Genomic DNA, 25165 nt, shown 5'->3' on the forward strand with positions numbered 1-25165 from the left:
CCACCCGACATGGCCACCCTCGGCCCCCCGCCTCCCGAGGCCCCACCCCCGGCATGGCCACCCACCAGATGGCCACCAGCCGCCGCCACCACGCGGGACGCCGACCACCTCGACCCAGCCCCCTTCTGAGACCGAGTCGCGTTCGCGTGGCCATGGCGGTCCCGACGAGGGGGACGTGCGTCTGCCGTGTGTGCCGTTCATGGCCGGGCGCGGGCTGCGCTCAGGCGGGCAGTACCTCGGCCAGCCAGGAAGCGGCGGCCGCCCCGACGAGGTCCGGGTTCTTCTTCAGCGAGTGGTCACCCGGCACGGCGTACACGGACGCGTGCGACCGCCCGGCCAGCACCGCGGCCACGTCGGCCGGCGCACCGAACGCATCGGTCTCGCCCTGCACCACCACGACCGGCACGGACACCCCGGTGAGCTCGTCCGCGCGGCTCTTCTCCGGTCGGCCCGGCGGGTGCAGCGGGAAGGCGAGGGCCAGCACGCCGTCCGCGCCGACCTGGGCCGCCGTGCGGCAGGCCACCCGAGCCCCGGCGCTGCGCCCGCCCACGACGAGCGGCCCGGCCAGGTGCCCGGTGCCGGAGAGGTGGGCGAGCACCGCCCGCCAGCCCTCGTCCAGCCGCGCGGGGGCCGGCGCGATCCGCTTCCCGGCCACCCGCCACGGCTGCTCGATGCGCAGCACCCGCCAGCCCGCCTCGGCGGCGTCCCGGGCCACGGCCAGCAGGTCGGCCGACTCGACGCCGCCGCCGGCGCCGTGCCCGAGCAGCAGCGTCCCGCGGGCGCCGCCGTCGGTCAGGTGCGCGCGGGCCGGGCCGTGCGGGGTCCCGATGTCCAGGGCGGTCACCGCGGCGGCAGCGCCAGCAGCGCGTCGACGGCGGCGGCCAGGTCGCCGGCCTCGACGTGCGGCGGGTCGTAGACGGCCGGGTAGACCCGCTCGCTGCGCGGGAACCAGGCCCCGGTCAGGCCGGCCCGCTGCGCGCCGTGGACGTCCCAGCCGTGCGCGGCGACCAGCGCCAGCTGCTGCGGTTCGACGTCGCAGACCCCGGCCGCCCACAGGTAGACCTCGCGCGCCGGCTTCCACGCCCGCACCAGCTCGCTGGACAGCGAGCGCTCCACCAGCGCGCTGACGCCGCCCCGCTCCAGGGCGGCCTCGGCGACCCCGGGGCTCCCGTGGGTGAGCGTCACCACGCGGACGCCGGCCGACGCCAGCCGGCGCAGCGCGGGCTCCACGTCGGGGTGCGGGAACGTCTCGGCGAAGGTGTCGGCGACCTGCGACCGCTGCGCCTCGGACAGGTCGGTGACCTGGGCGAGCGCGGAGTCGAAGGTGGCCCGGAACGGCGCCCACGAGCCCACGGCCACGCCGGCGAACCCGGTCTGCAGGGTGCGGGCGAACACCGTCGCCAGCAGGGAACCGGGCCGGCCGGTCTCCTCGAGGGTGGCGCGCACCGGGGCCAGGTCGAGCAGCGTCTCCATGACGTCGAAGGCCACCACGTCGGGCCGGGTGCGGGTCATCCCGTCATGCTGCCGGGCGGCCGGGCTCATCGCCCGGCGTCACCGGGGTGGGCGGCACCGTCCCCGCCCGCCAGTGCCGGTGGATGTCGCGGTAGCGCTTGAGGATCAGGTACCCGACGCCCAGCGCGACGGCGGCGACGATGGCGTAGTCGACGTACTTCAGGTTCTCCTGGATGAAGTTGCCGGCGAGCACCCCGAGGCTCACCAGCACGGTGTTCCAGATCAGGCTGCCCGCGGCCGAGTAGACGATGAACTGCCAGAACGGCATCCGCACGACGCCGGCGGGCACCGAGATGAAGCTGCGCACGATCGGCACCATGCGGCCGAAGAAGACCGCCGCGCGGCCGTGCCGGGCGAACCAGTCGAAGGTCTTGTCGACGTCCTCGGTCTGCACCAGCGGCAGCCGGTCGAGGAAGCGGTGCGAGCGGCGTGGCCCCAGCGCCCGGCCGATGTAGTAGAAGAAGATCGCGCCGACCACCGAGCCGAGCGTCGCGAAGAGGACCACGGCCACGGCGTTCATCTCGCCCTGCCGGATCAGCACGCCGGCCAGGCCGAGCACCGCCTCGCTCGGGATCGGCGGGATCACCGTCTCGAGCAGGATGCTGAGCCCCACGCCGACGGGCCCGAGCGTTTCGACCAGGTCGAGCAGGAATCCGGTGATGCCACCCTCGTCGGAGGCTGCGGCGGCGAGGAGGGACATGGTCTCCACCGTATCGGCGCCCTCGGCCCGCCGCCGCGCCCCAGGGCCGGCGCGCGGCTAGGTTCGCTTCCCATGCGGCAGCGCTTCACCGCCCGGGCCGTCGTCGTCGGCGACCGTGCGGGCACCGTCGTCCCCGACGGCGTCGTCGACGTGGCCGACGGCGGGATCACCTGGGTCGGCCCGGCGGCCGAGGCCCCGCCGCCCGGCGACGCCGACGTGGTGACCGTGCCCGGCGTGCTGACGCCCGGGCTGGTCAACGCCCACTCGCACGCGCCGATGGTGCTGTTCCGCGGCCAGGGCGAGGGGCTGCCCCTGGACCGCTGGCTGCGCGAGGTCATGTGGCCGCGGGAGGGCCGGCTCACGCCCGAGGACGTCGAGGTGGCGATGACCGCCGCGTCGGCGGAGATGCTGGGCAACGGGATCACCACCAGCGTCGAGATGTACTTCCACCCCGAGCGGATCGCCGCCGCGGTGGGCACCACCGGCGCGCGGGCGGTCATCGCCACCCCGCTGCTGCCGCTGCCGGGCATGCCCCCGATGGCCGAGCAGCTCGACGCCGCCGTCGCGCTGGCCGAGGGCGCCCCCCGCGACGGCGTGGTCGAGTACGGCCTGGGACCGCACGCCGCCTACACCGTGCCGCTCCCGGTGCTCGCCGACGCGGCCCGGGCCGCGCGCGAGCACGACCTGCTGCTGCACCTGCACGTCGCCGAGACCACCGGCGAGGGGGCGGACCTGATGGCCGCGCACGGGCTGTCGGTCCCCGCGCTGCTCGCCTCCTACGACGTGCTGGGCGGCCGGGTGCTCGCCGCGCACTGCGTGCACCTGGACGACGGCGACCTGGACCTGTGGCGGGAGTACGACGTCGCCGTCGCCCACTGCCCGGCCAGCAACGCGAAGCTGGCCAGCGGGGTGGCGCCGGTGCGGCCGATGCTCGACCTGGGGATCCGGGTGGGGCTGGGCACCGACGGCCCGGCGTCCAACGACTCCCTCGACCTGTTCGCCGATCTGCGGCTGGCCGCGGGGATGGCCCGGCTGCGCGAGCGGTCGGCGACCGCGCTCACCGCCGCGGAGGCGTTCTGGCTGGCCACCGGGGCGGCCGCCGACGCGATCGGCCGCCCCGATCTGGGGCAGCTCGCCGCCGGCCGGCGGGCCGACCTGGTGCACGTCGACACCCGCCACCTGGTCTTCGAGCCGGTCGGCGACCCGGCGGACGTGCTGGCCCACCTGGTCTGGTCCGGCGCGGGCCGGCACGTGCGGGACGTGTGGGTCGGCGGGCGACCGGTCGTGCGGGACGGGTCCGTTCCATCGGTGGACGTCGCCGCGCTGCGGACCGAGGTGGCCGAGCGCGCCGCCCGCCTGGCCACGGGATGAGCGACCGGCGCCCGGTCAGGCGCGCAGGCTGATCGTCTCGCCGCGGTAGGCCGGCCGCACGGTGCCGGGCAGCTCGCGGCGGGCGACCTCGGCGACGAACTCGCCCAGCGGCGAGGCGAAGACCGCGTAGTCGTCGTAGTGCACCGGCACGGTGACCGGCGGCTTCAGCAGCTCCACCAGGTCCGCGCCCTGGCGGCCGTCCATGGTCACGGTCAGCCCCAGCACCTTCGTCCCGCCGAGGTGCGGGATGACGACGTCGAGCGGGCCGCACCGCTCCAGCACCTCGCCGAGGAACGGCCGGTAGAGGGTGTCGCCGCTGATGTAGCCCCGCCAGCTCACCTCGCCGTCGCGCAGCAGCTCGAGCACGCTGCCCATCACCTGGGGCAGCACGCGGGCGAGCGGGCCGGGGCCGTGCACCCCCGGCACGGAGGTGACCCGCAGCGTCTCCCCGCCCCGGGTGAACGCGTGCGTCTGCCAGGGCCGCAGGTCGGCGGTGGCGGTGAAGCCGCGGTCGGCCAGGCACGACGCGGCCTCCGGTGTCGTGACCACCGGGGTCTCCTTCGTCAGCTCCCGGGTGGCGATGCGGTCCCAGTGGTCGCCGTGCATGTGCGACAGCAGGATGCCGTCGAGCTCGGGCAGCTGGGTCGGCTGGAGCGCCGGCTCGGTCAGCCGCTTGCTGCGCAGCCCGTAGCCCAGGCGCGCACGCTGGCCCCGGTGCAGGAAGTTGGGGTCGGTCAGCAGCGTGAAGTCGCCGATCCGGAGCAGCATCGTCGCGTTGCCGCCGAAGGTCATCGTCACGTCGTCCCCGGGCTGTGCCATGCGCAGGCGATTACCCGGGGCGTGCCGGCTCACCCGTGCCCGAGCGCTGGTAGACAGGAGGCCGTGCCAGCACCCCGCGCCATCGACGAGGCGTTCCTCTCGCTGCCGCTGTCCGCGCTCACCGACGCCGCGCTCACCCGGGCGGTCGACCTCGGCTGCGAGCACGCCGACATCCGCGTCGAGCGCATCCGCACCCAGACGATCAGCCTCCGCGACGCCCGCCCCGAGGCGTTCGTCGACGGCGAGGACCTGGGCCTGGCCGTCCGCGTGGTGCACGAGGGCACCTGGGGCTTCGCCGCGGGCGTCGTCCTCACCGCCGCCGAGGCGGTCCGGCTGGCCGAGGAGGCCGTGGCCGTGGCCCGGGTGGCCGCCGCGCTCAACTCCGACCGCATCGAGCTCGCGCCCGAGCCGGTGTACCCCGACGGCACGTACGTCTCCGCCTACGACGTGGACCCGTTCGCCGTCCCGGACGCGGAGAAGTCCGCGCTGCTGACCGAGCTGTCCGAGCAGCTGCTGGCCGCGGACGGCGTCGAGCACGTCCAGGCGAGCTGCATGCTGGTCAAGGAGCAGAAGTACTACGCCGACACCGCCGGCACCCGGACCCGCCAGCAGCGGGTGCGCATCCACCCCGACCTCACCGCGCTCACCGTCGACCGGTCCACCGGCTCGTTCGAGAGCATGCGCACGCTCGCCCCGCCGGCCGGCCGCGGCTGGGAGTACCTCACCGGCACCGGCTGGGACTGGCGCGCCGAGCTGGCCGAGATCCCCGAACTGCTGCGCGAGAAGACCAAGGCGCCGACGGTCGAGGCCGGCCGGTACGACCTCGTCGTCGACCCGTCCAACCTCTGGCTGACCATCCACGAGTCCATCGGCCACGCCACCGAGCTCGACCGGGCGATGGGCTACGAGGCCGCGTACGCCGGCACCTCGTTCGCCACGCCCGACAAGCTCGGCACGCTGCGGTACGGCTCACCGCTGATGACCGTCACCGGCGACCGCACCGCCCTGCACGGGCTGTCCACCGTCGGCTGGGACGACGAGGGCGTCGCGGGCCAGCAGTGGGAGATAATCCGCGACGGCGTCCTCGTGGGCTACCAGGTCGACCGGAACATGGCCCGGCGGCAGGGCATGGCGCGCTCCAACGGCTGCGCCTTCGCCGACTCCCCGGGCCACGTGCCGGTGCAGCGGATGGCCAACGTGTCGCTGCAGCCGGCCCCCGAGGGCCCCTCGACCGCGGAGATCATCAGCGGGGTCGAGCGCGGCATCTACGTCGTCGGCGACAAGAGCTGGTCGATCGACATGCAGCGCTACAACTTCCAGTTCACCGGCCAGCGCTTCTACCGGATCGAGAACGGCCGGCTCGCCGGCCAGCTGCGCGACGTCGCCTACCAGGCGACGACGACGGACTTCTGGGGCTCGATGAGCGTCGTCGGCGGCCCGCAGACCTACGTTCTGGGCGGTGCGTTCAACTGCGGCAAGGCCCAGCCGGGTCAGACCGCGGCGGTCAGCCACGGCTGCCCGACGGCGCTGTTCGAGAACGTGTCCGTCCTCAACACCGTCGAGGAGGCCGGGCGATGAGCAAGCAGCGTCCGCAGGACGTCGTCGAGCAGGCGCTGGCCGCCTCCACCGCGGACGGCCAGATCACCTACGTCGTCGAGGGGTCGGAGGCGAACCTGCGGTGGGCGGGCAACAGCCTCACCACCAACGGCGCGATGCGCTCCCGCCAGGTCGTCGTCATCTCCTTCGTCGACGGCGGCGCCGGCATGGCGGTGGGCACCGTGACCCGGTCGGGGACGCCGGACGTCGCCGAGCTCGTCGCCGCCAGCGAGCACGCCGCGCGCGAGGCCGGCCCGGCCGAGGACGCCGTGCCGCTGGTCGCCGAGGCGCCCCCGGGCGCCGGCGACTGGGACGCCGACCCGGCGGAGACCTCGATCGACGTCTTCGCCGAGTTCGCCCCCGCCCTGGGCCAGGCCTTCGGCGAGGCCCGCGACCGCGACGAGTTGCTCTTCGGCTTCGCCGAACACGGCATGAGCACCACCTACCTGGGCAGCTCCACCGGCCTGCGGCTGCGGCACGACCAGCCGACGGGACGGGTGGAGCTCAACGGCAAGACGCCGGACTTCGGCAGCTCGGTGTGGGCCGGGACCGGCACCCGCGACTTCTCCGACGTGTCGGTGGCCGGGCTCGCGGCGGAGGTGCAGCGGAAGCTGGCCTGGTCACGCCGCCGGGTGGACCTCCCGGCCGGCCGCTACGAGACGCTCCTGCCGCCCTCGGCGGTCGCCGACCTGATGATCTACCTGTACTGGACCATGGAGGCCCGGGACGCCGACGAGGGCCGCAACGTCTTCGCCCGGCCGGGTGGCGGCAACCGCACCGGCGAGCGGCTGGCGGCCCTGCCGCTGACCCTGCGCAGCGATCCGTACGCGCCCGGGCTCGAGGCCGCGCCGTTCCAGCTGGTCGGTGCGTCGTCGGGGGCGGCGTCGGTCTTCGACAACGGCATGGCCGCACCGGCGGTGGACTGGATCTCCGGCGGCGTCCTCACCAACCTGATCCGCCCGCGGGCGTGGGCGCTGAGGACGACCGCGCCGGCCACCGTCGCCGTCGACAACCTGGTCCTCGAGGAGCCGGGGGCGACCGCCACCCAGGAGGAGATGGTGGCGGCCACCGACCGAGGGCTGCTGCTGACGACGCTCTGGTACATCCGCGAGGTCGATCCCCAGACGCTGCTGCTCACCGGCCTCACCCGGGACGGCGTCTTCCTGGTGGAGGGCGGCGAGGTGACCTGCGCGGTGAACAACTTCCGGTTCAACGAGTCGCCGGTGGACCTGCTCGGCCGGGCGGTGCAGGCCGGCGTCACCGAGCGCACCCTGCCGCGGGAGTGGAACGACTGGTTCACCCGCACGGCGATGCCGACGCTGCGGGTCCCCGACTTCAACATGAGCAGCGTCAGCCCGGCCAGCTGACCCCGCTCCGGATTGCCCCCGTGACAGTTCCGCCAAGTCGATCTCCGCGCCCTGGCGGATTCTGACGGCGACGAGCCGTGTCGGCCGGATTACGCTCGGTGCCGGAAGAAGAGTTGATCGGGAGCTTTACCCCAGACCTGGTTCTGCCGAAACCTCTCGTAGCTCGGAAACGCCATGAACCGTACGCGAGCCCCGCTCCCACGGGGCTGTCGAGGGGAGGACTCCGTGAGCAGGAGTCGCAAGCCGTCCGTCTTCCAGGTGGGCAAGGTCCGCGACGACGGGTACACCGTCGTCATCTCCGGCTGGGGTCTCGGCCTCTGCGCCGCCGCCTGCGCCTGCCACCGCCACCCGTCCGCCGGGCACCTCGCCATCGCCGAGGACCAGGCCGGTGGGTCCATCGGCCTGGCCAGCTTCCGCGACGGTGGGTGCGACTGCTGCGAGCCGTGGACCGCCGAGGAGCTCTCGTCGATCCTGCGCGACTTCTCGGCCGTCGCCGGCCTGGACGTCCAGGAGCCGCTCGCCGGCTGACGCCGGGAAATGCCCGCCGGGCCGTTGCCCGGCACCGCTTCCGGGGTAGGGCGCCCCCCATGTTGGGACGCGCTGCCCTGCGGGGCGCACTGGCCGGCCTCGCCGGCGTCGCCGCCATGACCCTGGGCGAGAAGGCCGAGCAGGCCGTCACCGGCCGGCCGGACAGCTACGTGCCCGCGCGCACGCTCACCGCGCTGGCGACCCGCCGGCGGCTGCCGGAGTCCGCCCGCCCGCTCGCGCGCAACCACCTCATGCACTGGGGCACCGGCGCCGCCGTGGGCGCCCTCCGCGGCATCTGGGCCGCCTCGGGGCTGCGCGGCTGGCGCGCCTCGGCCTGGCACACGTCGGTCCGGCTGGCCACCGACCAGACGCTGGAGAACGCCACCGGCGTCGGCGCCCCGCCCTGGACCTGGTCGCGCCGCGACCAGATCGTCGACGTGGGGCACAAGGCCGTCTACTCGTTCGTCACCGGGGCGGTCGCCGACCTGCTGGTGCCGCTCGCGTCCGACCGGCTGCCCGACGGCACCGCCGCCGGCCCGCGTGACGGGTGATCGCCCCTGGGGCGCGTGTGACGGGCGAAGCGGTCGGGGGCGCCCGCACCCGCGCGCCCCTCACTACTTCTCGATACCGGATCCCTACCGTCCGTGCTGACGCGCATGGTTGAGGCCCCTTCCCCGGGCCCGGCGCAGGTGATCGGAGGCTCCGGTGCAGTCGCAGCGCTTGACCACCCGTCGCCGCTCGCGCGCCGTCCTCGCGGTGGGTGCCGCGCTCGTGGCGGCCGCGACGGCGGTTCTCTCCCCCGCGATGACGACGACGGCGAGCGCCGAGCCGGGCACGGTGGCCGAGGCCGCCGCGCTGATGGCCCAGGCCGCGCAGCAGCTGACCGCCGTCGAGGCGCAGGTGCACGAGGCGGAGGAGATCGTCGCCGCGCAGCAGCAGACCGCCGAGGCGGCCGCCGCGCAGGCCCGGGCCGCGAAGGACGCCCTCGCGGTGCACGAGCCGCAGATCCGGGCCATCGCCCAGAGCAGCTTCACCGACGAGACGCAGTCCCGGGTCGCCGCCTTCCTCACCAGCGAGTCGGCGGAGGATCTCGTCCAGCAGATGACGACGCTGGACATGATCGCCACGCACACCAACTCGGTCATCGCCGAGGTCGCCGCCGCCCGCGCGGCCGCCGAGGAGGCGCAGGCCGCCGCCGACCAGGCCGCCGCCACCGCGCAGGCGGGCCTCGCCGAGCTCCAGGCGCAGAAGGCGGAGGTCGAGCGGCGGGCCGCCGAGTACCAGTCGGACTACGCGCGGCTCTCCGCGGCCGAGCAGGACCGGGTCTCCACCATCGTCGCCGGCCCCCGGCTCGAGACGCCGTCGGTCGCGGAGCTGCCCGTCGCACCGGGCACCGCGGCGGCGACCGCGATCCAGGTCGCGCTGTCGAAGGTCGGCTCCCCCTACCGCTCCGGCGCCACCGGCCCCGGCGCCTTCGACTGCTCCGGCCTGACCTCCTACGCCTACGCGGCCGCCGGCATCACGCTGCCGCGCACCAGCAGCGGCCAGTCCAGGATCGGCCCGCAGCTCTCCCGTGGTGAGCTGCAGCCCGGCGACCTGGTCTTCTACTACTCGCCGATCAGCCACGTGGCGCTCTACATCGGCGACGGGATGATCGTGCACGCCCGCACCTACGGGACGCCGCTGTCGGTGACCTCCGTCGACCAGGGCGGCTTCCGGTTCGGCGTCCGCCCCACCGGCTGACGGTCACCGCGGCCAGCCCGGGCGGCCGCATCCGGCCCTCCGCGGTCAGCCGCGCCACGGTCTGCACGTTTCTTCGGCGACCAGACGCTGCGCGGCCGCCGCGGGGTTCTTCGGCGATCAGGCGCTGCGCGGCCGCCGCGGGGTGATGCGCTGGAGGTAGGCGGAGTCGTCGAGCCGGTTGGCCCGGCCGTCGATCCAGCCGGAGCAGAGCAGCACCTCGACCAGCTGCTCCCAGTTCACCGACGGCACCGGAGTCCTTCTTGGCGATCCCCACGTGGAGCCCGGGCGCCGTGGCGGCGTTGGCCTCCGACCACGCCTCGAGGGCGGCCTGGTCGCGGAACGCCCGCACGGGCAGGTCGGTCGTCTAAGAGCTGTTTTCAGAATGACCGGCGCGCCTCCTCTGGTTGGCGGGCGACACGCAGAGGCCGTTCTGGTGATCGAGGAACTGGTGCCCGACGGAGTGTGGGAACGGGTTTGGCCGCTGCTGCCGGCGCCGAAGCCGCGCCGGCATCGTCATCCGGGGCGGCGGCCGGTCGATGACCGTGCCGCGCTGGCCGGCATCGTGTTCGTGCTCAAGACTGGAATCTCTTGGAACCAGCTGCCCACCGGGCTCGTCGGTTGCTCGGGTGTGACCTGCTGGCGGCGGCTGCGGGACTGGACCGAGGCCGGCGTCTGGCGGGCGCTGCACCAGGTCCTGCTGGCCGAGCTGCGTGCCAGCGACCATCTGGACCTGGACCGGTGCGCCGTGGACGGCTCTCACGTCCGGGCGCTCAAAGGGGGGGACCACGTCGGGCCCTCGCCGGTTGACCGCGGTCGTCCTTGCTCCAAGCACCACCTGATCCGCGACGCCGGCGGCATCCCGCTGGCAGTCACCCTCACCGGCGGCAACCGCAACGACATCACCCAGCTCATCCCGCTGCTGGATGGGGTGCCCCCCGTCCGGGGCCGCCGCGGGCGGGCCGCGTCGCAGGCCGCGCGAGGTCTACGCCGACCGCGGCTACGACCACGACAAGTACTGGCGGATCCTGCGAGACCGGGGCATCACGCCGGGCATCGCCCGCCGCGGCATCGCGCACGGCTCGGGTCTGGGCCGCACCCGCTGGGTCGTCGAGCGCGGCTTCGCCTGGCTGCACGCCTCCAAGCGGCTACGCACCCGCTACGAACGCCGCGCCGACATCCATCTCGGCCTCCTGCACCTGGCCTGTGCCCTGATCTGCTACCGATGACTTCCGTTCCTTGTGGGATGACCTGTGGAAGGGTCAGCTGCCAGAGACTTGGACTCGGCTCGTCCAGTGGTGTGGACGAGCCGTAGGGCTACCCGTGCACGCCGGCAGCCCTACGGCCATCCCTGCTCGAGCAGTGGGGTGACGGTGACCTCGTTGAGCACCACGTCCGGCGGGGCGGCGGCGATCCAGCTGATTAGGCGGGCGACCTGATCGGGAGCCAATGCGTCGGGGGGCAGGGTCCGCTCAGCAGAGCCGGTCCGATCTTCCGGTGACCAAACGCCCCAGCTAGTGTCCATGGCGCCGGGGTAAAGCACGCAGGCGCGGATGCGGTGCGGCTTGCCTTCGGCCGCGAGTGCCTGGGTGAGGCCGGTGAGCCCGAACTTGGCGGAGCAGTAGGCCGCGGCATCCGCCCAGCCGCGCCGGCCAGCCACCGAGGACACGTTGAGGATGGTTCCGCGGCCGTTCTCACGCATGTCCGGCCAGACCGCCTTGGCCAGCAAGAACGACGCGCGCAGATTCACCGCGAGCACCCTGTCCCAGGCTGCGACGTCGAGCTCGGCCACCGGACCAGGCACGTCTGTCCCGGCCGCGTTGACCAAGACGTCGACGCGGCCCAGTTCGGCGCGCACCTGGCCTACGGCTCGCTCGATCGCATCGGCATCGGCGAGATCCACCACCGCCGCGCTCGCTCGCACTCCACGGGCCCGGACCTGCTCGGCCGTCTGGTCCAGATCGGTGGATCCGCGGGCCAGTACCGCGACGTCGGCGCCGTCTGCAGCCAGGGCCAGAGCCGTTGCTCGTCCCAGGCCGCTGCTGCCACCGGTCACCAGCGCGATCCGCCCGCGCAGCCCTTCTGACCTGCTCACTTCTGCCTCCGGTCTCGCCGTCACGGCCGCCGGGGACCAGCCTGCCCGCTGCGGGCGACTGCTGCTGGGCAAGGTCGCCGAGAACACAACTCCGAAAGGGCCTGACAAGGCGGCTGCGCACGGCGGGGTGGCGCCCGGTATGTGCATCACCGAGCGGTGTTCACTGCAACTGTCTATGTGCCGTCCACCGGCGGCGCTCGGACAGCATCTACCGGCTGAGTTCGCGATGTCGGAGGCGGCCCCGATCTGCCATGGCTGACTCGCCGTTCTGGAATGAGCTCCAAGGCATGCCGGTCATGGTGGCCTCCGGGGGTGACATCCGCCGTTACGTTTCGCCCCCGTTCCGCCGAACTCCCGCGACCGACGTACGTTGCGGGGGTGAACGTCCGGCAGGAGAGGGGCACGCGGTGAGCAGCGAGGTACCGGAGTCGGTCCAGGGCATCTACGACGAGGTGCTGCACCGCAACCCCGGGGAGACGGAGTTCCACCAGGCCGTCCGCGAGGTGCTGGAGTCGCTGGCCGTCGTCCTCGACCGGCACAGCGAGTACACCGAGATGAAGACCGTGCAGCGGATCTGCGAGCCCGAGCGGCAGATCATCTTCCGGGTCCCGTGGCAGGACGACCGCGGCGAGGTCTGGATCAACCGCGGCTTCCGGGTGGAGTTCAACTCCGCGCTCGGGCCCTACAAGGGCGGGCTGCGCTTCCACCCCTCGGTGAACCTGGGCATCGTCAAGTTCCTGGGCTTCGAGCAGATCTTCAAGAACGCGCTGACCGGCATGCCGATCGGCGGTGGCAAGGGCGGCTCCGACTTCGACCCCAAGGGCCGGTCGGACGCCGAGGTCATGCGGTTCTGCCAGTCGTTCATGACCGAGCTCTACCGGCACCTGGGGGAGTACACCGACGTGCCGGCCGGTGACATCGGCGTGGGTGCCCGCGAGATCGGCTACCTGTTCGGCCAGTACAAGCGCATCACCAACCGCTACGAGTCCGGCGTGCTCACCGGCAAGGGCCTGGGCTGGGGCGGGGCGCTGGTCCGCACCGAGGCGACCGGCTACGGCGCCGCCTTCTTCGCCGAGGCGATGATGGACGTCCGCGGGGAGTCCTTCGACGGCAAGCGGGTCGTCGTCAGCGGCTCCGGGAACGTCGCGCTCTACGGCATCGAGAAGGTGCACCAGCTGGGCGGGACCGCCGTGGCGTGCTCGGACTCCGGCGGCTACGTGGTGGACGACAAGGGCATCGACCTCGACCTGCTCAAGCAGGTCAAGGAGGTCGAGCGCGGGCGGGTGGCCGACTACGCCGAGCGGCGGGACTCGGCGAGCTTCGTCCCCGGGGGCAGCATCTGGGACGTCCCGTGCGACGTCGCGATCCCCAGCGCGACGCAGAACGAGCTGGACGCCGACGCCGCCGCCGTCCTCGCCCGGAACGGCTGCCGCTACGTGGTCGAGGGGGCCAACATGCCCGCCACCCCGTCGGCGGTGAAGGCCTTCCGGGAGTCCGGCGTGCTCTTCGCGCCGGGCAAGGCCGCCAACGCCGGTGGCGTGGCCACCTCGGCGCTGGAGATGCAGCAGAACGCCTCCCGCGACCGCTGGACCTTCGAGCACAGCGAGGCCCGGCTGGCGGAGATCATGCGCGACATCCACGCCCGCTGCCACGAGACCGCCGAGGAGTACGGCTCCCCCGGGGACCTGGTGCTGGGCGCCAACGTCGCCGGCTTCATCCAGGTGGCCGAGGCGGTGCACGCCCACGGGCTGATCTGAGCCGCGCGGGCTACCGCTCCGCGCGCAGCATCGTCGCGGCCAGCGCCAGCGAGCGCATCTTGCCCGCCGCGGATTCCCGCGGCAGGTACTTCAGCCCGCAGTCGCTGGTGAGCACCAGCCGGTCGACGTCCACGTCGTCCAGCGCCCGGCGCACCCGGTCGGCCACGATCTCGGGGGTCTCGACCTCCGGGGTGGACAGGTCGAGGACCCCGAGTGCGATGCCCTTGCCGCGCAGCGGCCGCAGCGTCGCCGGGTCGAGGTGCGACTGCGCCGTCTCGACGGCGACGGTGTCGACGGGGGTGTCGGCGAGCTCGGGGAGGAACGAGTAGCCGGCGGGCCGCTCGGAGACCATCGCCGCGTAGCCGAAGCACAGGTGCAGGTGCACCGGACCCGGCGCGCCCTCCACCGCCCGGGTCACCGCCTCGGCGCCGTACTCGCGCGCGACCTCGGGGCGGGCCTGCAGCCACGGCTCGTCGATCTGCACGATGTCGGCTCCGGCGGCGAAGAGGTCGGCGATCTCCGCGCGGACGACGTCGGCGTAGGCCAGGGCCAGCGCTCGGCCGTCGCCGTAGTGGTCGTCCTGGGCCTGCTGCGCCATGGTGAACGGGCCGGGGACGGTGATCTTGACGGTCCGGCCGGTGTGCGCCCGCAGGAAGCGGACGTCGTCGGCCTGGATCGGGGCGGGTCGGGAGATCTCCCCTCGCACCCGCGGGACCGGGATCGGCTTGCCCGACCGGTTCAGCACGGTGCCGGGGTCGTCGACGTCCACGCCGGTCAGCGCGGTCGCGAAGTGGTTCGAGTACGACTCCCGCCGGATCTCGCCGTCGGTGACGATGTCGAGCCCGGCCTCCTCCTGCGCGCGGATCGCCAGCCGGGTCGCGTCGTCCTGCGCCTCGGCGAGCAGCTCGGGCGCCACGCGCCACAGCTCCCGCGCCCGCACGCGCGGCGGGAACTGGTGGGCCAGGCGGTCGCGGTCGATCAGCCAGCCCGGCTGGGGCAGGCTCCCGACGACCGACGTGGGGAAGGGGGGAAGGTGCGCGGGCATGCCGGCGAGTCTGCCCGGCCCGGCCGGTGCGCGTCGCCCGGGGCTGTGCTGTGCTGGGCGACGTGGCGGACAACTTCATCGGTGCCCTGGACTTCGGCTCGCCCCGGATCGACGACGAGGCGTTCGTGGCGCCCACGGCCGTCGTGGTGGGCGCGGTGACCATGGGGCCGCGGGCGAGCATCTGGTACGGCGCGGTGGCCCGGGCCGACAGCGAGGTCATCGAGATCGGCGCCGACTCCAACATCCAGGACGGCTGCACCCTGCACTCCGACGCCGGCTTCCCGCTCGTGGTGGGAGAGCGGGTGTCGGTCGGGCACCGGGTGGTGCTGCACGGCGCGCGCATCGACGACGACGTGCTCGTCGGCATGGGCAGCATCGTCATGAACGGCGCGCACATCGGCTCCGGCTCGATCGTCGCCGCCGGCGCCGTCGTCACCCAGGGCAAGGTGTTCCCGCCCCGCTCGCTCATCGCGGGGGTCCCCGCGAAGGTGCTGCGCGAGTGCACCGACGACGACCAGCTGCACATCCAGGGCAACGCGATCAGCTACACCGACCGGCTGGAGTCCGCCCGCCGGGTGCAGCGGCTGGGCTGAGCCTCAGCCGGCCGTCCACTCCCGCAGGCCGGCCAGCAGCCGGTCGACGTCGTCGGCGTCGCTGTAGGGCGCCAGCCCGGCCCGCAGGCCGCCGGTGGCGCCGAGCCCGAGCCACCGGCTGGCCTCGATCGCGTAGAAGGAGCCGGCGGGCGCGTTGACGCCGCGGCCGGCCAGGAAGCGGTAGGCGTCGGCGGCGTCCCGTCCGTCGAAGGTGAGCAGCAGGGTGGGGGTGCGGTGCGCCGCCCGCGACCACAGCCGGATCCCGGGCAGCCCGCCCAGCCCCGCCTCCAGGCGCTCGCGGAGCCGGTCCTCGTGCTCCTCGACGGCGGTCATCGCCGCGACCAGCCGCTCCCGGCGCGGCCCGTCGGCGTCCGGCGCGAGGGCGGCCAGGAAGTCGATCGCCGCCGTCGTCCCGGCGAGCAGCTCGTAGGGGAGCGTGCCCTGCTCGAAGCGCTCCGGGACGGCGTCCGACGACGGCAGCAGCTTGGCCGGGCGGAGCCGCTCCAGCGCGTCCGGGGCCGCGGCCAGCACGCCGCAGTGCGGGCCCAGGAACTTGTACGGCGAGCAGAGGAAGTAGTCGGCGCCCAGGTCGGCGAGGTCCACCGGCGCGTGCGCGGTGAGGTGCACCCCGTCGACCACGAGCAGCGCACCGGCGGCGTGCACCCGCTCGGCGATCGCGGCGAGCGGCGGCCGGGTGCCGATCAGGTTGGAGGCGCCGGTGACCGCGACCAGGCGGGTCCGGCCGGTGAGCACCGCGGCGACGTCGTCGGCGGTCAGCTCGCCGGTGGACGGGTCGAAGGCAGCCCACCGCACCGTCGCACCGGCCGCCTCGGCGGCCAGCACCCACGGCCGGATGTTGGCATCGTGGTCCAGCCGGGTGACGACGACCTCGTCGCCGGGCCCCCAGCCGGCCGCCAGCGTGCGGGCCAGGTCGAAGGTGAGCGCGGTGGCGCTGCGGCCGAACACGATCCCGCCCGGGTCGGCGCCCAGCAGGTCGGCGACGGCGGCGCGGGCGGCCAGCACGGTCTCGTCGGCGAACCGCTCGGCCGCGGTCACCGAGCCGCGGTTGGCGATCGGCGAGGTGAGCGTCGCGGCCACGGCCCGGGCCACCACGTCGGGCACCTGGGTGCCGCCGGGGCCGTCGAAGTGCGCCGTGCCCAAGGCCAGCGAGGGGAAGGAGGCGCGCAGCGCGGCGACGTCGAGACCCATGGTCGCCGACGCTATCCGCCGGCCGCCCCCGTCACCCGGCGAGGGCGGCGACCGCCGCCCGGATCTCCTCGACCGGCAGCGCCAGCGCCGCGTCCCCCACGGCCAGCTCCACCCGCACGACGCCGGGATCGCCGGTGCGCGCGGCCCGCGGCCAGGTCCACAGGCCCTCGTCGGTGGCCAGGCGGCGGGCGGCCGCGGTGAACGCCTCCGGTGTCGTGCGCAGCAGCAGGTGCAGCATCGGCGTCTGCGGCGGTTCGGGGACGACGGTGACGCCGGGCAGGTCGCGCACGGCGCCGGCGACCTCGCGGGCGCGCTCCAGGTAGGCCGGCATCAGCGGCAGCCGGCGGCGCAGGCAGGCCAGCGCCGACGCTGCTCCGGGCCACATGCCGAACAGCGTGCCGCCCAGCCGGCGGCGCCACTCCCGGGCCTCCGCGACGACGTCCGCCGGGCCGGCCAGGCAGCAGCCGGCCAGCGCGCCGATGCCCTTGTAGAAGCTCACGTAGACGGTGTCGAACAGCCCGGCGATCTCGGCCGGCGTGCGGTCGTAGCCGGCGGCGGCCTCCCACAGCCGGGCGCCGTCCAGGTGCGCCGCGGCGCCCCGGGCCCGCGCCCAGCCGACCTGCTCCACCAGGTCGGCCCACGGCGGGAGCTGCCCGCCCAGGTCGCGCTGCGGCAGCTCCACCAGCAGCGCGGCGGGGAGCTCGGCGACCGCGTCGAGATCGGCGCGCACCAGCAGCCGGTACCGGTCGCCGGCCGGTCGCAGCACCATGCCGTGCAGCCGCTCGAACGCCTGCTCCTCGTGCCGGATCAGGTGGCTCTCGGGGTGGCAGACCACGGTGCGCCGGCTCCGCCGGTCGGCGTGCACCCGCAGCGCCGCCTGCTGCGCCATGACGCCGGTGGGCAGGTACAGCGCCGCGGGCAGGCCGAGCAGCCCGGCGACCTCGGCCTCGAGCTCGGCGACCACACCCCCGTCGCCGTACCGGTCCGGGGCCGTGCCCGGCGGGACCGTGGCCAGCTGGTCCGCCGGCCGCCAGTCGCCGTGCCCGCTCAGGGCGCGGTCGCACGCCTCCCGCAGCGGGAGCAGGTCGTCGTCCACCCGATCAGCCCGGCCCGCCGGCCGAGCCGTCCAGCAGCTCGGTCAGCAGCGCGCCGACGGCGGCGGTCTCGATCAGGAAGCCGTCGTGCCCGTACGGGGAGGAGATGACCCGCAGCGGGACGCCGAGCGCGTCGGCCACCCGCTGCTGCTGCTCGACCGGGTAGAGCCGGTCGCTGTCCACGCCGGCCACCAGCGCGCGGGCGGTCACCCCGGCGAGGGCCGCCTCGACGCCGCCGCGGCCGCGGCCGACGTCCCAGTGGTTCATCGCCTCGGTGAGCACCACGTAGCTGCCGGCGTCGAAGCGCCGGGAGAGCTTGTCGGCGTGGTGCTCCAGGTAGGAGGCGACGGCGTACCGGCCGTCGTCCTGGAGGCGGGCGCCGAACCGGGCCTCCAGCTCCACCCCGCTGCGGTAGGTCAGGTGCGCGATCCGCCGGGCGACCCCCAGGCCGTCCACCGGCGGGTCGTCGAGGGGGTAGTCCCCGCCCGCCCAGCGGGCGTCGGCCCGGACGGCGGCCTGCTGGGTGGTCTGCGTGCCGATCTGGTCGGCCGAGGCGACGGCGCTCGACGCGAGGAAGAACAGCGCGTCGACCCGCGCCGGCTCCGCCACGGCCCACTCCAGCGCCCGCATGCCGCCCATCGACCCGCCGGCGACGGCGGCCCACCGGGCGATGCCCAGCGCGTCGGCCAGCGCCGCCTCGGCGCGCACCTGGTCGCCCACGGTCACCTCGGGGAAGCGCGCGCCCCACCGGCGGCCGTCCGGCGCCGGTGACGACGGCCCGGTGGTGCCCTGGCAGCCGCCGAGCACGTTGGCGCAGACGACGAAGAAGCGGTCGGTGTCCAGCGGCGCGCCCGGCCCGGCGATGCCGCTCCACCAGCCGGGCGTCGGGTGGCCCGGCCCGGCCGGGCCGACGACGTGGCTGTCCCCGGTCAGCGCGTGCTCGATCAGCACGGCGTTGTCCCCGCCGGGCGCGAGCGTTCCCCAGGTCTCGTAGGCGATCCGCACCGCCGGCAGGCTCCCGCCGCGTTCCAGCCGGAACGGCCCCGCCAGGTCGAGGAACCGGCGGTCGCCCGCCGGATCACCCTCGAGCCAGCCCCCGGTGCGGGCCGGGGCCCGGGACGGACCGGCGGCGGAGCCGGCTCCCTCCCGGACCCCGGTCACCTCAGGCGTCCTTGGCGGCGCGGAAGCCCGCCTCGAGGTCGGCCAGGATGTCCTCGATGCCCTCCAGGCCCACGGCGAGGCGCACCAGGCCCGGCGTCACGCCGGTGGTGAGCTGCTCCTCCGGGGTGAGCTGCGAGTGGGTGGTCGAGGCCGGGTGGATGACCAGCGAGCGGACGTCGCCGATGTTGGCCACGTGGCTGTGCAGCTCCAGCGCCTCGACGAACCTCTGGCCGGCCTCCTTGCCGCCGTGCAGCTCGAACGTGAGGACGGCGCCGGCGCCCTTCGGGGCGTACTTCTGCTGCGCGGCGTGCCACCGGTTGGTGGGCAAGCCCGCGTAGTTCACCCGCTCGACGGCGTCGTGCGCCTCGAGGAACTCCGCCACCCGCTGCGCGTTCGCCACGTGCCGGTCCATGCGCAGCGACAGCGTCTCGATGCCCTGGACGACGAGGAAGGCGTTGAACGGGGAGACGGCCGGACCGAGGTCGCGGAGCAACTGCACCCGGGCCTTCAGCGCGAAGGCCGGCGCACCCAGGTCGGCGTAGACCACGCCGTGGTACGTCGGGTCGGGCGTCGTGAACATCGGGTGCCGGCCGCCGCGCCAGTCGAACGTGCCGCCGTCGACGATGAGGCCGGCGATGGCGGTGCCGTGCCCGCCCAGGTACTTCGTCGCCGAGTGCACGACGACGTCGGCGCCGAACTCGAACGGGCGGATCAGGTAGGGCGTCGCGACCGTGTTGTCCACGATCAGCGGGACGCCGTTGCGGTGCGCGACGCCCGCGACGGCCTCGATGTCGAGGACGTCGCCCTTCGGGTTGCCGATGGTCTCGGCGTAGAAGGCGCGGGTGTTCTCCTGCACCAGCGACTGCCAGTTCTCCGGGTCGTCGGGGTTCTCGACGAAGGAGACGGTGATGCCCATCTTGGGCAGCGAGTGGTGCAGCAGGTTGTACGTGCCGCCGTACAGGGAGGCGGACGCGACGACGTGGTCGCCGGCCTCGGCGAGGTTGAGGATCGCCAGCGTCTCCGCGGCCTGCCCCGAGGCGACCGCGAGTGCGGCGACGCCGCCCTCCAGCGAGGCGACGCGCTGCTCCAGCGCGTCCTGCGTCGGGTTCATGATCCGGGTGTAGATGTTGCCCATCTCGGCCAGCGCGAACAGGTCCGCGGCGTGCTGGGTGTCGCGGAACTGGTAGCTGGTGGTCGCGTAGATCGGCAGGGCGCGGGCCCCGGTGGTGGGGTCGGGGCTCGTGCCGGCGTGGATCTGCCGGGTCTCGAAGCTCCAGTTCTGCGGGTCGCTCATGCGCCGTCTCCTCTCGCTCGCGGAGACCCGCGGCGCACGGGAGCTCCGTCGTTGCCGGAGGGCGGACGCCGCCCGGCCGGCTCTTCCCCTGGAGCACCTCAGACGGAGTAGAGGTTGCCGGGCAGCCAGCCAGGTGCTTCGCGCTGCCTCTCAGGAGCCGTGCCGATCCTAGGACGTCGGCCCCGCCACCTGCACACTGACCGGCACCGGGTGCCCGTCCGGCCGATGTCGCACGTGAAACAACCGCCCCGGGCTCAGCCCGTGGGGGACTCGGGCGCGGTGTCGTCCGTGCCGCCGGTGTCGTCCGGATCGTCGGTGCCGCCGGTGGGCGCGGGCCCGGTGGTCTCCGGGGTGGTCGGGGTGGATCCGGTGGTGCCCGGGGACGTCGTCGGGCCGGTGGTGGCCGGGGTGGTCGGCTCCGGCTCCTCGGTCGGCGGTGCGGTCTCGGTGGGCTCGGGCTCGGTCGGCTCGGTCTCGGTGGGCTCGAACGTCTCCGTCGGCTCGGCGGTCTCCTCGCGGGGGACGGGGTCGCCCGGGGACGGCGGCCGGACGTTGAGGTAGAGCGCGCCGATCGCGAGGAACAGCACGACCAGCACCACCGTCGAGGTGCGGGCCCGGCCCAGGTGCCGGGGGATGGAGGCCCACCAGCCGGTGGCCGGTGCCGGAGCGGGCTGGGCGGGCGGAGCGGCCGGCGGGGCGGTGCTCACGCTCCGGCCGGAGGGGGTGCCGTCGTCGGGGCCCGGCGCGTCGGCGGGCCGGTTCTCGGGCGCGCTCATCGGACTCCCTCCCGCACCGCGGTGGCGTCGTCGTCCGTCTGGCTGGTGGTCGGCTGCGGCACCTGCATGCCCTGGCTGCGGAACGCGTGGACCACCCGGGCGCGCAGGTCGCGGCCGACCTCGAACTGCTTGCCCGGCAGCGTGCGGGCGACCACGCGCACGTTCACCTCGTCCAGGCCGAGGGTCTCCACGCCCATGACGGTGGGCGGGTCGAGCAGCAGCGGGCGCATCGCCGGGTCGCGGAACGCCTCTCGGCCGACCTCGCGCAGGATCTCGTTGGCGCGGTTGACGTCGACGCTGGTCGGCACCGGCACGTCGACGACGGCGCGGGCCCAGTCGCGGGAGAGGTTGACGACCTTGACGATCTGCCCGTTGGGCACCGTGACGACCTCGCCGTTGGGCGAGCGCATCCGGGTCACCCGCAGCGTGACGTCCTCCACCGTGCCGGCGGCCGGGTCGCCCCCACCGACGACCTGGATGGAGACGACGTCGCCGAACCCGTACTGGCGCTCGGTGATGATGAAGAACCCGGCCAGCACGTCACCGACGATGCGCTGGGCGCCGAAGCCCAGCCCGACGCCGAGCACGGTGGCCGGCGCGACGAGACCCGTGATGGGCACGCCCAGCCGCTCGAGGACGAAGAAGACCGCGATCGAGTAGATGAGCACGATCGCCGCCCAGGTGAGCACCTGGGTGAGCGAGTGCCGGTGCTTGGCGGCCTCGCTGCGGACCAGCGCGTCGCCGCCGGTGGAGTTGCGGTCGATCCGGTCGGTGATCCGCGTGCCGGCCCAGGCCACGAAGCGGGCGAGCAGCACCGAGCCGATGACGATCAGCACGACCTCGAGACCCCTGCCGGCCAGCCAGTCCAGCAGCTCTCTCAACGCGTCCACGGGTAGCAGGCTCCGTTCGTCGGGGGGAGCGACCTTTCCACAGTGCGCACCGGTGCGCGCCGATGCCAACCGGACCTGCCGGTACCGCTGCCCGGCCATTGTCGCGGGCCGCTGACCTGGGCGGGAGTGACGGAGAGATGGGTCACCCCGGGCCGGTCAGCGCGGTTCCACGAACAACGACTGGGTGGACCGGCCGATCGGCCCGTCGGCGTCGAAGAGGACGGCGAGGCACTGCGCGGCACCGGTGCCGCCGTGGACCGTGGTGGCGTCCATGCCGAGCCACTCGCCGCGCGGCGGGCGGTGCAGCGCCACGGAGAGGTCGACGTTGGCGAACGTCGCCCGCGTCCAGTCCAGCGTCGCCGAGATGCCGCTGGCGGCGTCGGTCATGACCAGCAGGTGCTGCAGCGGGGTCATCGGCTCCCCGGCGACCAGGGCGCACTCCGGCCGGGTCCAGGCGGTGGCGGGTCCGGGCTCGTTGAACGCCCCCGCCGCGAAGCGCCACCCCAGCGCCCGGTGGTAGGCGACGTCGGTGGTGAAGAACGCCGCCTGCTCGGGCCGGCTCTCCTCCGGCCCGGCCGGTGCCGGGTGCGGCTGCGGGGTGGCCGGCGCGGCGTCGTCACGCGAGCGCATCCGCCAGGCCGACAGGCGCATGAGCGGGCGGCCGTCGCCGGCGTCGAGCACCGCCTCGACCAGCTCGATCCGGCGGCCGGGGCGCACGGTGGACGTGGTCACCCGCACCGGGCCGACCGGTACCGGCCCGAGGATGTCGTAGGCCAGGCGCACCGTCTGCCCGCCGGTGATGCCGCTCGCCTGCTCGGCGGCGCGCAGCAGCAGCGCGGCCGGCGGCCCGGCGTGCTGGTACCCGGTGTCCCACGGGCCGATGGTGAGGGCGGTGGCGGTGAAGCCGTCGCCGTCGGGCAGGTAGAGGGCCTCGGGCACGTCCATGGCAAGCGAGTCTCGCGCCGCCGCCCACCCCCGCCCTGCGCCGGGTCTCCCGGCTGCGCGGCGGGATCCGTTGTCCCGCCGAACCGAGCTGCGTACGGTCCGGCCGACGGGGGCACGGCCCGTCGGCTGCAGGGGGATCGCGCATGGTTCGAGCGCACGAGTGGGACGCCACGCGCCGGCTGGCGCGCCCCGCCGACGGGCGCCGGCCGTGGTGGGTGTCGCACCCCGCGCCCGAGCCGCCCGCCCTCCGCCTGGCGTGGGAGGCCGCAGGCGGGCGCGCCCGCGTGGTCGTCGAGGGCGACGTCGACCTGGTCACCGCCCCGCAGCTGGAGGCGTTCGTCGCCGGGCGTGCGCTGTCCGGCTGCACCGTCCTCGAGCTCGACCTGGGCGGCGTGCCGTCCATCGGTTCGGTCGGCCTGTCGGTGCTGATCACCGTCCGCCGGTGGTGCCTGCAGCGGGGCGTCGAGCTGCTGCTGCGGAACGTGCAGCCGTCGGTGTGGCGGGTGTTCGAGGCGACCCGGCTCGACGGGGTCTTCGCCGCGTCCGGCGCCGCGCCCCGCCCACCCGCGCAGGAGCTCGTGCTGTTCTGAGCCGGTAGGTGGCTCGCCGGGCCTTGCCCGCTACGTTGCCTCCGTGGCCCGCACCGTCCGCCCCGCCCTCGGGTACGCGTTCACCCTCGGCGCGGCGGCCCTCTTCGCCGTCAACGGGACGGTGTCGACGCTCGCGCTGCAGGCGGGGGTCCCGCCCACCCGGCTGACCGCGCTGCGCTGCACCGGGGCCGCGGTGGTGCTCCTGGTCGCGCTGGCGCTGGCCGCTCCGGAGCGGCTCCGGGTGCGGGTCCGGGAGCTGCCGCTGCTGGCCGTCTTCGGCGTCGTGGGCGTGGCGCTGACCCAGTTCCTCTACTACGTCGCCATCGGCCGGATGCCGGTCGGCATCGCGCTGGTCTTCGAGATGACCGCGCCGGTGTTCATCGCCCTCTACGTCTGGCTGGTCCGCCGGGAGCAGGTGCGCAGCAGGCTGTGGGCGGCGCTGCTGCTCTCGCTGTCCGGCCTGGTCCTGGTGGCCCAGGTGTGGCAGGGCGGCGGCTCGCTGGACGTGGTGGGCGTGGTGGCGGCGCTGGGCGCGGCGCTCTGCCTGGCCACCTACTACCTGGTGGGCGAGCGGGGCACGGTCGGCCGCGACCCGGTCACCCTCACCTGCTGGAGCTTCGTCGCGGCGGCGCTGTTCTGGGCGCTCGCCGCGCCGTGGTGGGAGTTCGACTCCGGCGTGCTCGCCGAGCCGGTGCCGCTGTCGCTCGGCGACCTGCGGCTGCCGCTGTGGCTGCTGGTCGGCTGGATCGTGGTGCTGGGGGCGGCGGTCCCGTTCTGGCTGTCCATCGCCGCGCTGCCGCACCTGGCGCCGACCACCGCGGGGCTGGTGGCGACGGTGGAGCCGGTGTTCGCCTCCGTCGTCGCCTGGCTGTGGGTGGAGCAGGTGCTCACCGGCTGGCAGGTGGCCGGCGGCGCCGTCGTCCTCACCGGGATCGCGCTGGCGCAGACCGCCCGGACCACCCAGCCGCCGGTGCCGGAGACCCCGGCCCCGCTGTCGTCCTGACGCGGAGCCGGGGTCACGGGCCTCAGGGAGTGACGTCCCGGGCCGCGGTGAGGTAGCCGGCCAGCTCCGCCATGTACGCCGCCTGGGAGACGTAGTCCGGGCCGATGTACTTCCAGGGGTGGAGCTGCCCGGCCTGGACGGCGGGCAGCAGCGCGGCCGTGGGCTGCGCGGCGATCTCCTCGGGGGTCATGCTGAACCGCAGCGAGTAGAGGAGCACGTCGCTGGGGTGGTCGGTGACCTCCTCCCAGCCCACGGAGTTCCAGAAGTACTCCTCGCCGCCCGGGTCCACGAAGTTCACGCCGAGGTCGGCGTACATCGTCAGCTGCGGGTCGTCGGCCGCCCTGGCCATCCACCAGCCGTCGGCCTCGGTGGCGAACACGGGCAGCACGCTCACGTCGTCCGACGCGGCCTCGCCCAGCGCCTCCGACGCCGCCTGGAAGTCGGCGCGCGCCTCGGCGACCTCGCCGCCCCCGGTGTCGACGCCGAGCGCCTCGGCCAGCTCCACCACGCGCTCGATGACGTCGGCCGCCGAGCCGGTGTAGGCGATGTGCACGATCGGCGCGATCTCGGCGACCTGCTCCTCGTGGGCCAGGTCGTTGAAGCCGTAGCCGGCCTTGCCCTCGGGGATCCCGCCGGAGGAGTCGTCCGGATAGATCGTGGTGACGACGAGGTCCGGGTCGGCGGCGGCCAGCGCCTCCAGGTCGATCTCGCCGTAGGTCGAGCCCACGATCGCCACGTCGCCGAGGTCGCGGCCCGCGAAGGCGACGTCGTCCTCGGCCGAGGTCTGGCCGAAGGTGGCGACCGGCTCGATGCCGTAGTTCCACAGCGACGCGGTCAGGTCGTTGAGGCCGGCGATCCGCTCGGGCGCCTCGTCGAGCTCGACGGTCCGGCCGAGGTCGTCGGTGAACGACCAGCCGCTCTCGGCGGCGGGCTCGGCGTCGGGAGCGGTGCCGGGAGCGGTGTCGTCGGCGCAGGCGCTGACGCCGACGGTCACGCCCAGGGCCAGGAGGCCGCCCGTCAGGCGGCGAGAGGTGCGGTGCAACGGAACTCCCTCGGGTGCGGGGATGCATGATCATCCCT

General features: G+C 74.6%; 26 protein-coding genes and 1 riboswitch. Of the genes, 11 read left to right on the top strand and 15 right to left on the bottom strand.

Annotated features, from left to right (window positions below; all coding sequences use genetic code 11):
• Positions 1–220: 220 nt before the first annotated feature.
• From ACI790_RS17025 to ACI790_RS17035, 3 genes are read right to left on the bottom strand one after another with little or no spacing between them, the layout of a single operon-like run.
• Positions 221–844, bottom strand: a complete 624-nt coding sequence (locus ACI790_RS17025; protein WP_456570976.1) for an alpha/beta hydrolase family protein — start codon at positions 842–844, stop codon at positions 221–223.
• Positions 841–1512: an HAD-IA family hydrolase gene (locus ACI790_RS17030; protein ID WP_456570977.1), complete on the bottom strand. Its 672-nt coding sequence runs from the start codon at positions 1510–1512 to the stop codon at positions 841–843. The genes ACI790_RS17025 and ACI790_RS17030 overlap by 4 nt, the downstream gene beginning before the upstream one ends.
• Before the next feature lie 4 nt (positions 1513–1516).
• Entirely contained in the window at positions 1517–2212 is a 696-nt protein-coding gene (locus tag ACI790_RS17035; RefSeq protein ID WP_456570978.1) for a DedA family protein, read from the bottom strand.
• 72 nt (positions 2213–2284) lie between these two features.
• Between ACI790_RS17035 and ACI790_RS17040 the strand changes: the two genes are divergently transcribed.
• Positions 2285–3583 carry an amidohydrolase family protein gene (locus ACI790_RS17040; RefSeq protein WP_456570979.1) on the top strand — a complete coding sequence of 433 codons (1299 nt, stop codon included), beginning with the start codon at positions 2285–2287 and terminating at the stop codon, positions 3581–3583.
• Positions 3584–3598: 15 nt separating this feature from the next.
• On the opposite strand, the gene ACI790_RS17045 is transcribed toward ACI790_RS17040, so the two are convergent.
• A complete protein-coding gene (locus ACI790_RS17045; RefSeq protein ID WP_456570980.1) occupies positions 3599–4402 on the bottom strand; it encodes an MBL fold metallo-hydrolase in 804 nt (267 codons plus the stop codon).
• 63 nt (positions 4403–4465) lie between these two features.
• Here ACI790_RS17045 and ACI790_RS17050 point away from each other — a divergent pair, with 63 nt between their 5' ends.
• The 5 genes from ACI790_RS17050 (at position 4466) to ACI790_RS17070 (ending at position 9636) form a co-directional block, all read left to right on the top strand.
• Entirely contained in the window at positions 4466–5980 is a 1515-nt protein-coding gene (locus ACI790_RS17050) for a TldD/PmbA family protein (protein ID WP_456570981.1), read from the top strand.
• Complete coding sequence (locus ACI790_RS17055) at positions 5977–7365, top strand: metallopeptidase TldD-related protein (protein WP_456570982.1); 1389 nt, start codon at positions 5977–5979, stop codon at positions 7363–7365. Before ACI790_RS17050 ends, ACI790_RS17055 begins: the two co-directional genes overlap by 4 nt.
• Before the next feature lie 225 nt (positions 7366–7590).
• Positions 7591–7893: a hypothetical protein gene (locus tag ACI790_RS17060; RefSeq protein WP_456570983.1), complete on the top strand. Its 303-nt coding sequence runs from the start codon at positions 7591–7593 to the stop codon at positions 7891–7893.
• A gap of 59 nt (positions 7894–7952) precedes the next feature.
• Positions 7953–8444 (top strand): hypothetical protein, encoded by a 492-nt coding sequence (locus tag ACI790_RS17065; RefSeq protein WP_456570984.1) that lies wholly within the window; start codon positions 7953–7955, stop codon positions 8442–8444.
• A 169-nt stretch (positions 8445–8613) separates the two neighbouring features.
• Positions 8614–9636 carry a C40 family peptidase gene (locus ACI790_RS17070; RefSeq protein ID WP_456570985.1) on the top strand — a complete coding sequence of 341 codons (1023 nt, stop codon included), beginning with the start codon at positions 8614–8616 and terminating at the stop codon, positions 9634–9636.
• A 117-nt stretch (positions 9637–9753) separates the two neighbouring features.
• Here ACI790_RS17070 and ACI790_RS17075 read toward each other — a convergent pair whose 3' ends face one another.
• On the bottom strand, positions 9754–9885 hold the full coding sequence (locus ACI790_RS17075; RefSeq protein WP_456570986.1) for a hypothetical protein: 132 nt from the start codon (positions 9883–9885) through the stop codon (positions 9754–9756).
• A 184-nt stretch (positions 9886–10069) separates the two neighbouring features.
• Between ACI790_RS17075 and ACI790_RS17080 the strand changes: the two genes are divergently transcribed.
• A protein-coding gene (locus ACI790_RS17080; RefSeq protein WP_456570987.1) for an IS5 family transposase occupies positions 10070–10862 on the top strand; the annotation gives its coding sequence in 2 pieces (ribosomal slippage) (positions 10070–10594 and positions 10596–10862; 792 coding nt in all).
• Positions 10863–10972: 110 nt separating this feature from the next.
• Here ACI790_RS17080 and ACI790_RS17085 read toward each other — a convergent pair.
• Positions 10973–11728, bottom strand: a complete 756-nt coding sequence (locus ACI790_RS17085) for an SDR family oxidoreductase (RefSeq protein WP_456570988.1) — start codon at positions 11726–11728, stop codon at positions 10973–10975.
• A gap of 407 nt (positions 11729–12135) precedes the next feature.
• On the opposite strand from ACI790_RS17085, the gene gdhA reads away from it, so the two are divergent.
• A complete protein-coding gene (gene gdhA / locus ACI790_RS17090) occupies positions 12136–13485 on the top strand; it encodes an NADP-specific glutamate dehydrogenase (RefSeq protein WP_456570989.1) in 1350 nt (449 codons plus the stop codon).
• A gap of 10 nt (positions 13486–13495) precedes the next feature.
• On the opposite strand, the gene ACI790_RS17095 is transcribed toward gdhA, so the two are convergent.
• Positions 13496–14530, bottom strand: coding sequence for a 5-methyltetrahydropteroyltriglutamate--homocysteine methyltransferase (locus ACI790_RS17095; RefSeq protein ID WP_456570990.1), 1035 nt, complete (start codon positions 14528–14530; stop codon positions 13496–13498).
• Positions 14531–14592: 62 nt separating this feature from the next.
• On the opposite strand from ACI790_RS17095, the gene ACI790_RS17100 reads away from it, so the two are divergent.
• The gene (locus ACI790_RS17100; protein ID WP_456570991.1) at positions 14593–15123 is read left to right on the top strand and encodes a gamma carbonic anhydrase family protein; all 531 of its coding nucleotides are present in this window, start codon (positions 14593–14595) and stop codon (positions 15121–15123) included.
• Positions 15124–15126: 3 nt separating this feature from the next.
• Here ACI790_RS17100 and ACI790_RS17105 read toward each other — a convergent pair whose 3' ends face one another.
• The 7 genes from ACI790_RS17105 to ACI790_RS17135 all read right to left on the bottom strand — a co-directional run bounded on the left by ACI790_RS17105 (position 15127) and on the right by ACI790_RS17135 (position 22492).
• The gene (locus tag ACI790_RS17105; protein ID WP_456570992.1) at positions 15127–16332 is read right to left on the bottom strand and encodes a cysteine desulfurase-like protein; all 1206 of its coding nucleotides are present in this window, start codon (positions 16330–16332) and stop codon (positions 15127–15129) included.
• 31 nt (positions 16333–16363) lie between these two features.
• On the bottom strand, positions 16364–17428 hold the full coding sequence (locus ACI790_RS17110; RefSeq protein ID WP_456570993.1) for a threonine aldolase family protein: 1065 nt from the start codon (positions 17426–17428) through the stop codon (positions 16364–16366).
• 4 nt (positions 17429–17432) lie between these two features.
• Positions 17433–18587: a homoserine O-acetyltransferase MetX gene (metX, locus tag ACI790_RS17115; protein ID WP_456570994.1), complete on the bottom strand. Its 1155-nt coding sequence runs from the start codon at positions 18585–18587 to the stop codon at positions 17433–17435.
• A gap of 1 nt (position 18588) precedes the next feature.
• Positions 18589–19881 carry a bifunctional o-acetylhomoserine/o-acetylserine sulfhydrylase gene (locus ACI790_RS17120; protein WP_456570995.1) on the bottom strand — a complete coding sequence of 431 codons (1293 nt, stop codon included), beginning with the start codon at positions 19879–19881 and terminating at the stop codon, positions 18589–18591.
• Positions 19882–19923: 42 nt separating this feature from the next.
• Positions 19924–20039: riboswitch (SAM riboswitch) on the bottom strand.
• 96 nt (positions 20040–20135) lie between these two features.
• On the bottom strand, positions 20136–20657 hold the full coding sequence (locus ACI790_RS17125; protein ID WP_456570996.1) for a hypothetical protein: 522 nt from the start codon (positions 20655–20657) through the stop codon (positions 20136–20138).
• Positions 20654–21547, bottom strand: coding sequence for a mechanosensitive ion channel family protein (locus ACI790_RS17130; RefSeq protein WP_456570997.1), 894 nt, complete (start codon positions 21545–21547; stop codon positions 20654–20656). The genes ACI790_RS17125 and ACI790_RS17130 overlap by 4 nt, the downstream gene beginning before the upstream one ends.
• Positions 21548–21703: 156 nt before the next feature.
• Positions 21704–22492, bottom strand: coding sequence for a thioesterase family protein (locus ACI790_RS17135; protein WP_456570998.1), 789 nt, complete (start codon positions 22490–22492; stop codon positions 21704–21706).
• Between the two features lie 143 nt (positions 22493–22635).
• On the opposite strand from ACI790_RS17135, the gene ACI790_RS17140 reads away from it, so the two are divergent.
• Entirely contained in the window at positions 22636–23082 is a 447-nt protein-coding gene (locus ACI790_RS17140; RefSeq protein WP_456570999.1) for an STAS domain-containing protein, read from the top strand.
• 43 nt (positions 23083–23125) lie between these two features.
• A complete protein-coding gene (locus ACI790_RS17145) occupies positions 23126–24085 on the top strand; it encodes an EamA family transporter (RefSeq protein ID WP_456571000.1) in 960 nt (319 codons plus the stop codon).
• A 22-nt stretch (positions 24086–24107) separates the two neighbouring features.
• On the opposite strand, the gene ACI790_RS17150 is transcribed toward ACI790_RS17145, so the two are convergent.
• Positions 24108–25127 carry an ABC transporter substrate-binding protein gene (locus ACI790_RS17150; RefSeq protein ID WP_456571001.1) on the bottom strand — a complete coding sequence of 340 codons (1020 nt, stop codon included), beginning with the start codon at positions 25125–25127 and terminating at the stop codon, positions 24108–24110.
• Between the last annotated feature and the right edge of the window lie 38 nt (positions 25128–25165).

This window comes from Blastococcus sp. SYSU DS0539 (assembly GCF_054050855.1).

Excerpts from the sequence above, each read along its gene's own strand:
- ACI790_RS17030 (WP_456570977.1), bottom strand. The coding sequence starts at position 1,512 with ATGACCCGCACCCGGCCCGACGTGGTGGCCTTCGACGTCATGGAGACG.
- ACI790_RS17035 (WP_456570978.1), bottom strand. The coding sequence starts at position 2,212 with ATGTCCCTCCTCGCCGCCGCAGCCTCCGACGAGGGTGGCATCACCGGA.
- ACI790_RS17040 (WP_456570979.1), top strand. The coding sequence starts at position 2,285 with ATGCGGCAGCGCTTCACCGCCCGGGCCGTCGTCGTCGGCGACCGTGCG.
- ACI790_RS17045 (WP_456570980.1), bottom strand. The coding sequence starts at position 4,402 with ATGGCACAGCCCGGGGACGACGTGACGATGACCTTCGGCGGCAACGCG.
- ACI790_RS17055 (WP_456570982.1), top strand. The coding sequence starts at position 5,977 with ATGAGCAAGCAGCGTCCGCAGGACGTCGTCGAGCAGGCGCTGGCCGCC.
- ACI790_RS17065 (WP_456570984.1), top strand. The coding sequence starts at position 7,953 with ATGTTGGGACGCGCTGCCCTGCGGGGCGCACTGGCCGGCCTCGCCGGC.
- ACI790_RS17095 (WP_456570990.1), bottom strand. The coding sequence starts at position 14,530 with ATGCCCGCGCACCTTCCCCCCTTCCCCACGTCGGTCGTCGGGAGCCTG.
- ACI790_RS17105 (WP_456570992.1), bottom strand. The coding sequence starts at position 16,332 with ATGGGTCTCGACGTCGCCGCGCTGCGCGCCTCCTTCCCCTCGCTGGCC.
- ACI790_RS17120 (WP_456570995.1), bottom strand. The coding sequence starts at position 19,881 with ATGAGCGACCCGCAGAACTGGAGCTTCGAGACCCGGCAGATCCACGCC.
- ACI790_RS17125 (WP_456570996.1), bottom strand. The coding sequence starts at position 20,657 with ATGAGCGCGCCCGAGAACCGGCCCGCCGACGCGCCGGGCCCCGACGAC.
- ACI790_RS17135 (WP_456570998.1), bottom strand. The coding sequence starts at position 22,492 with ATGGACGTGCCCGAGGCCCTCTACCTGCCCGACGGCGACGGCTTCACC.
- ACI790_RS17140 (WP_456570999.1), top strand. The coding sequence starts at position 22,636 with ATGGTTCGAGCGCACGAGTGGGACGCCACGCGCCGGCTGGCGCGCCCC.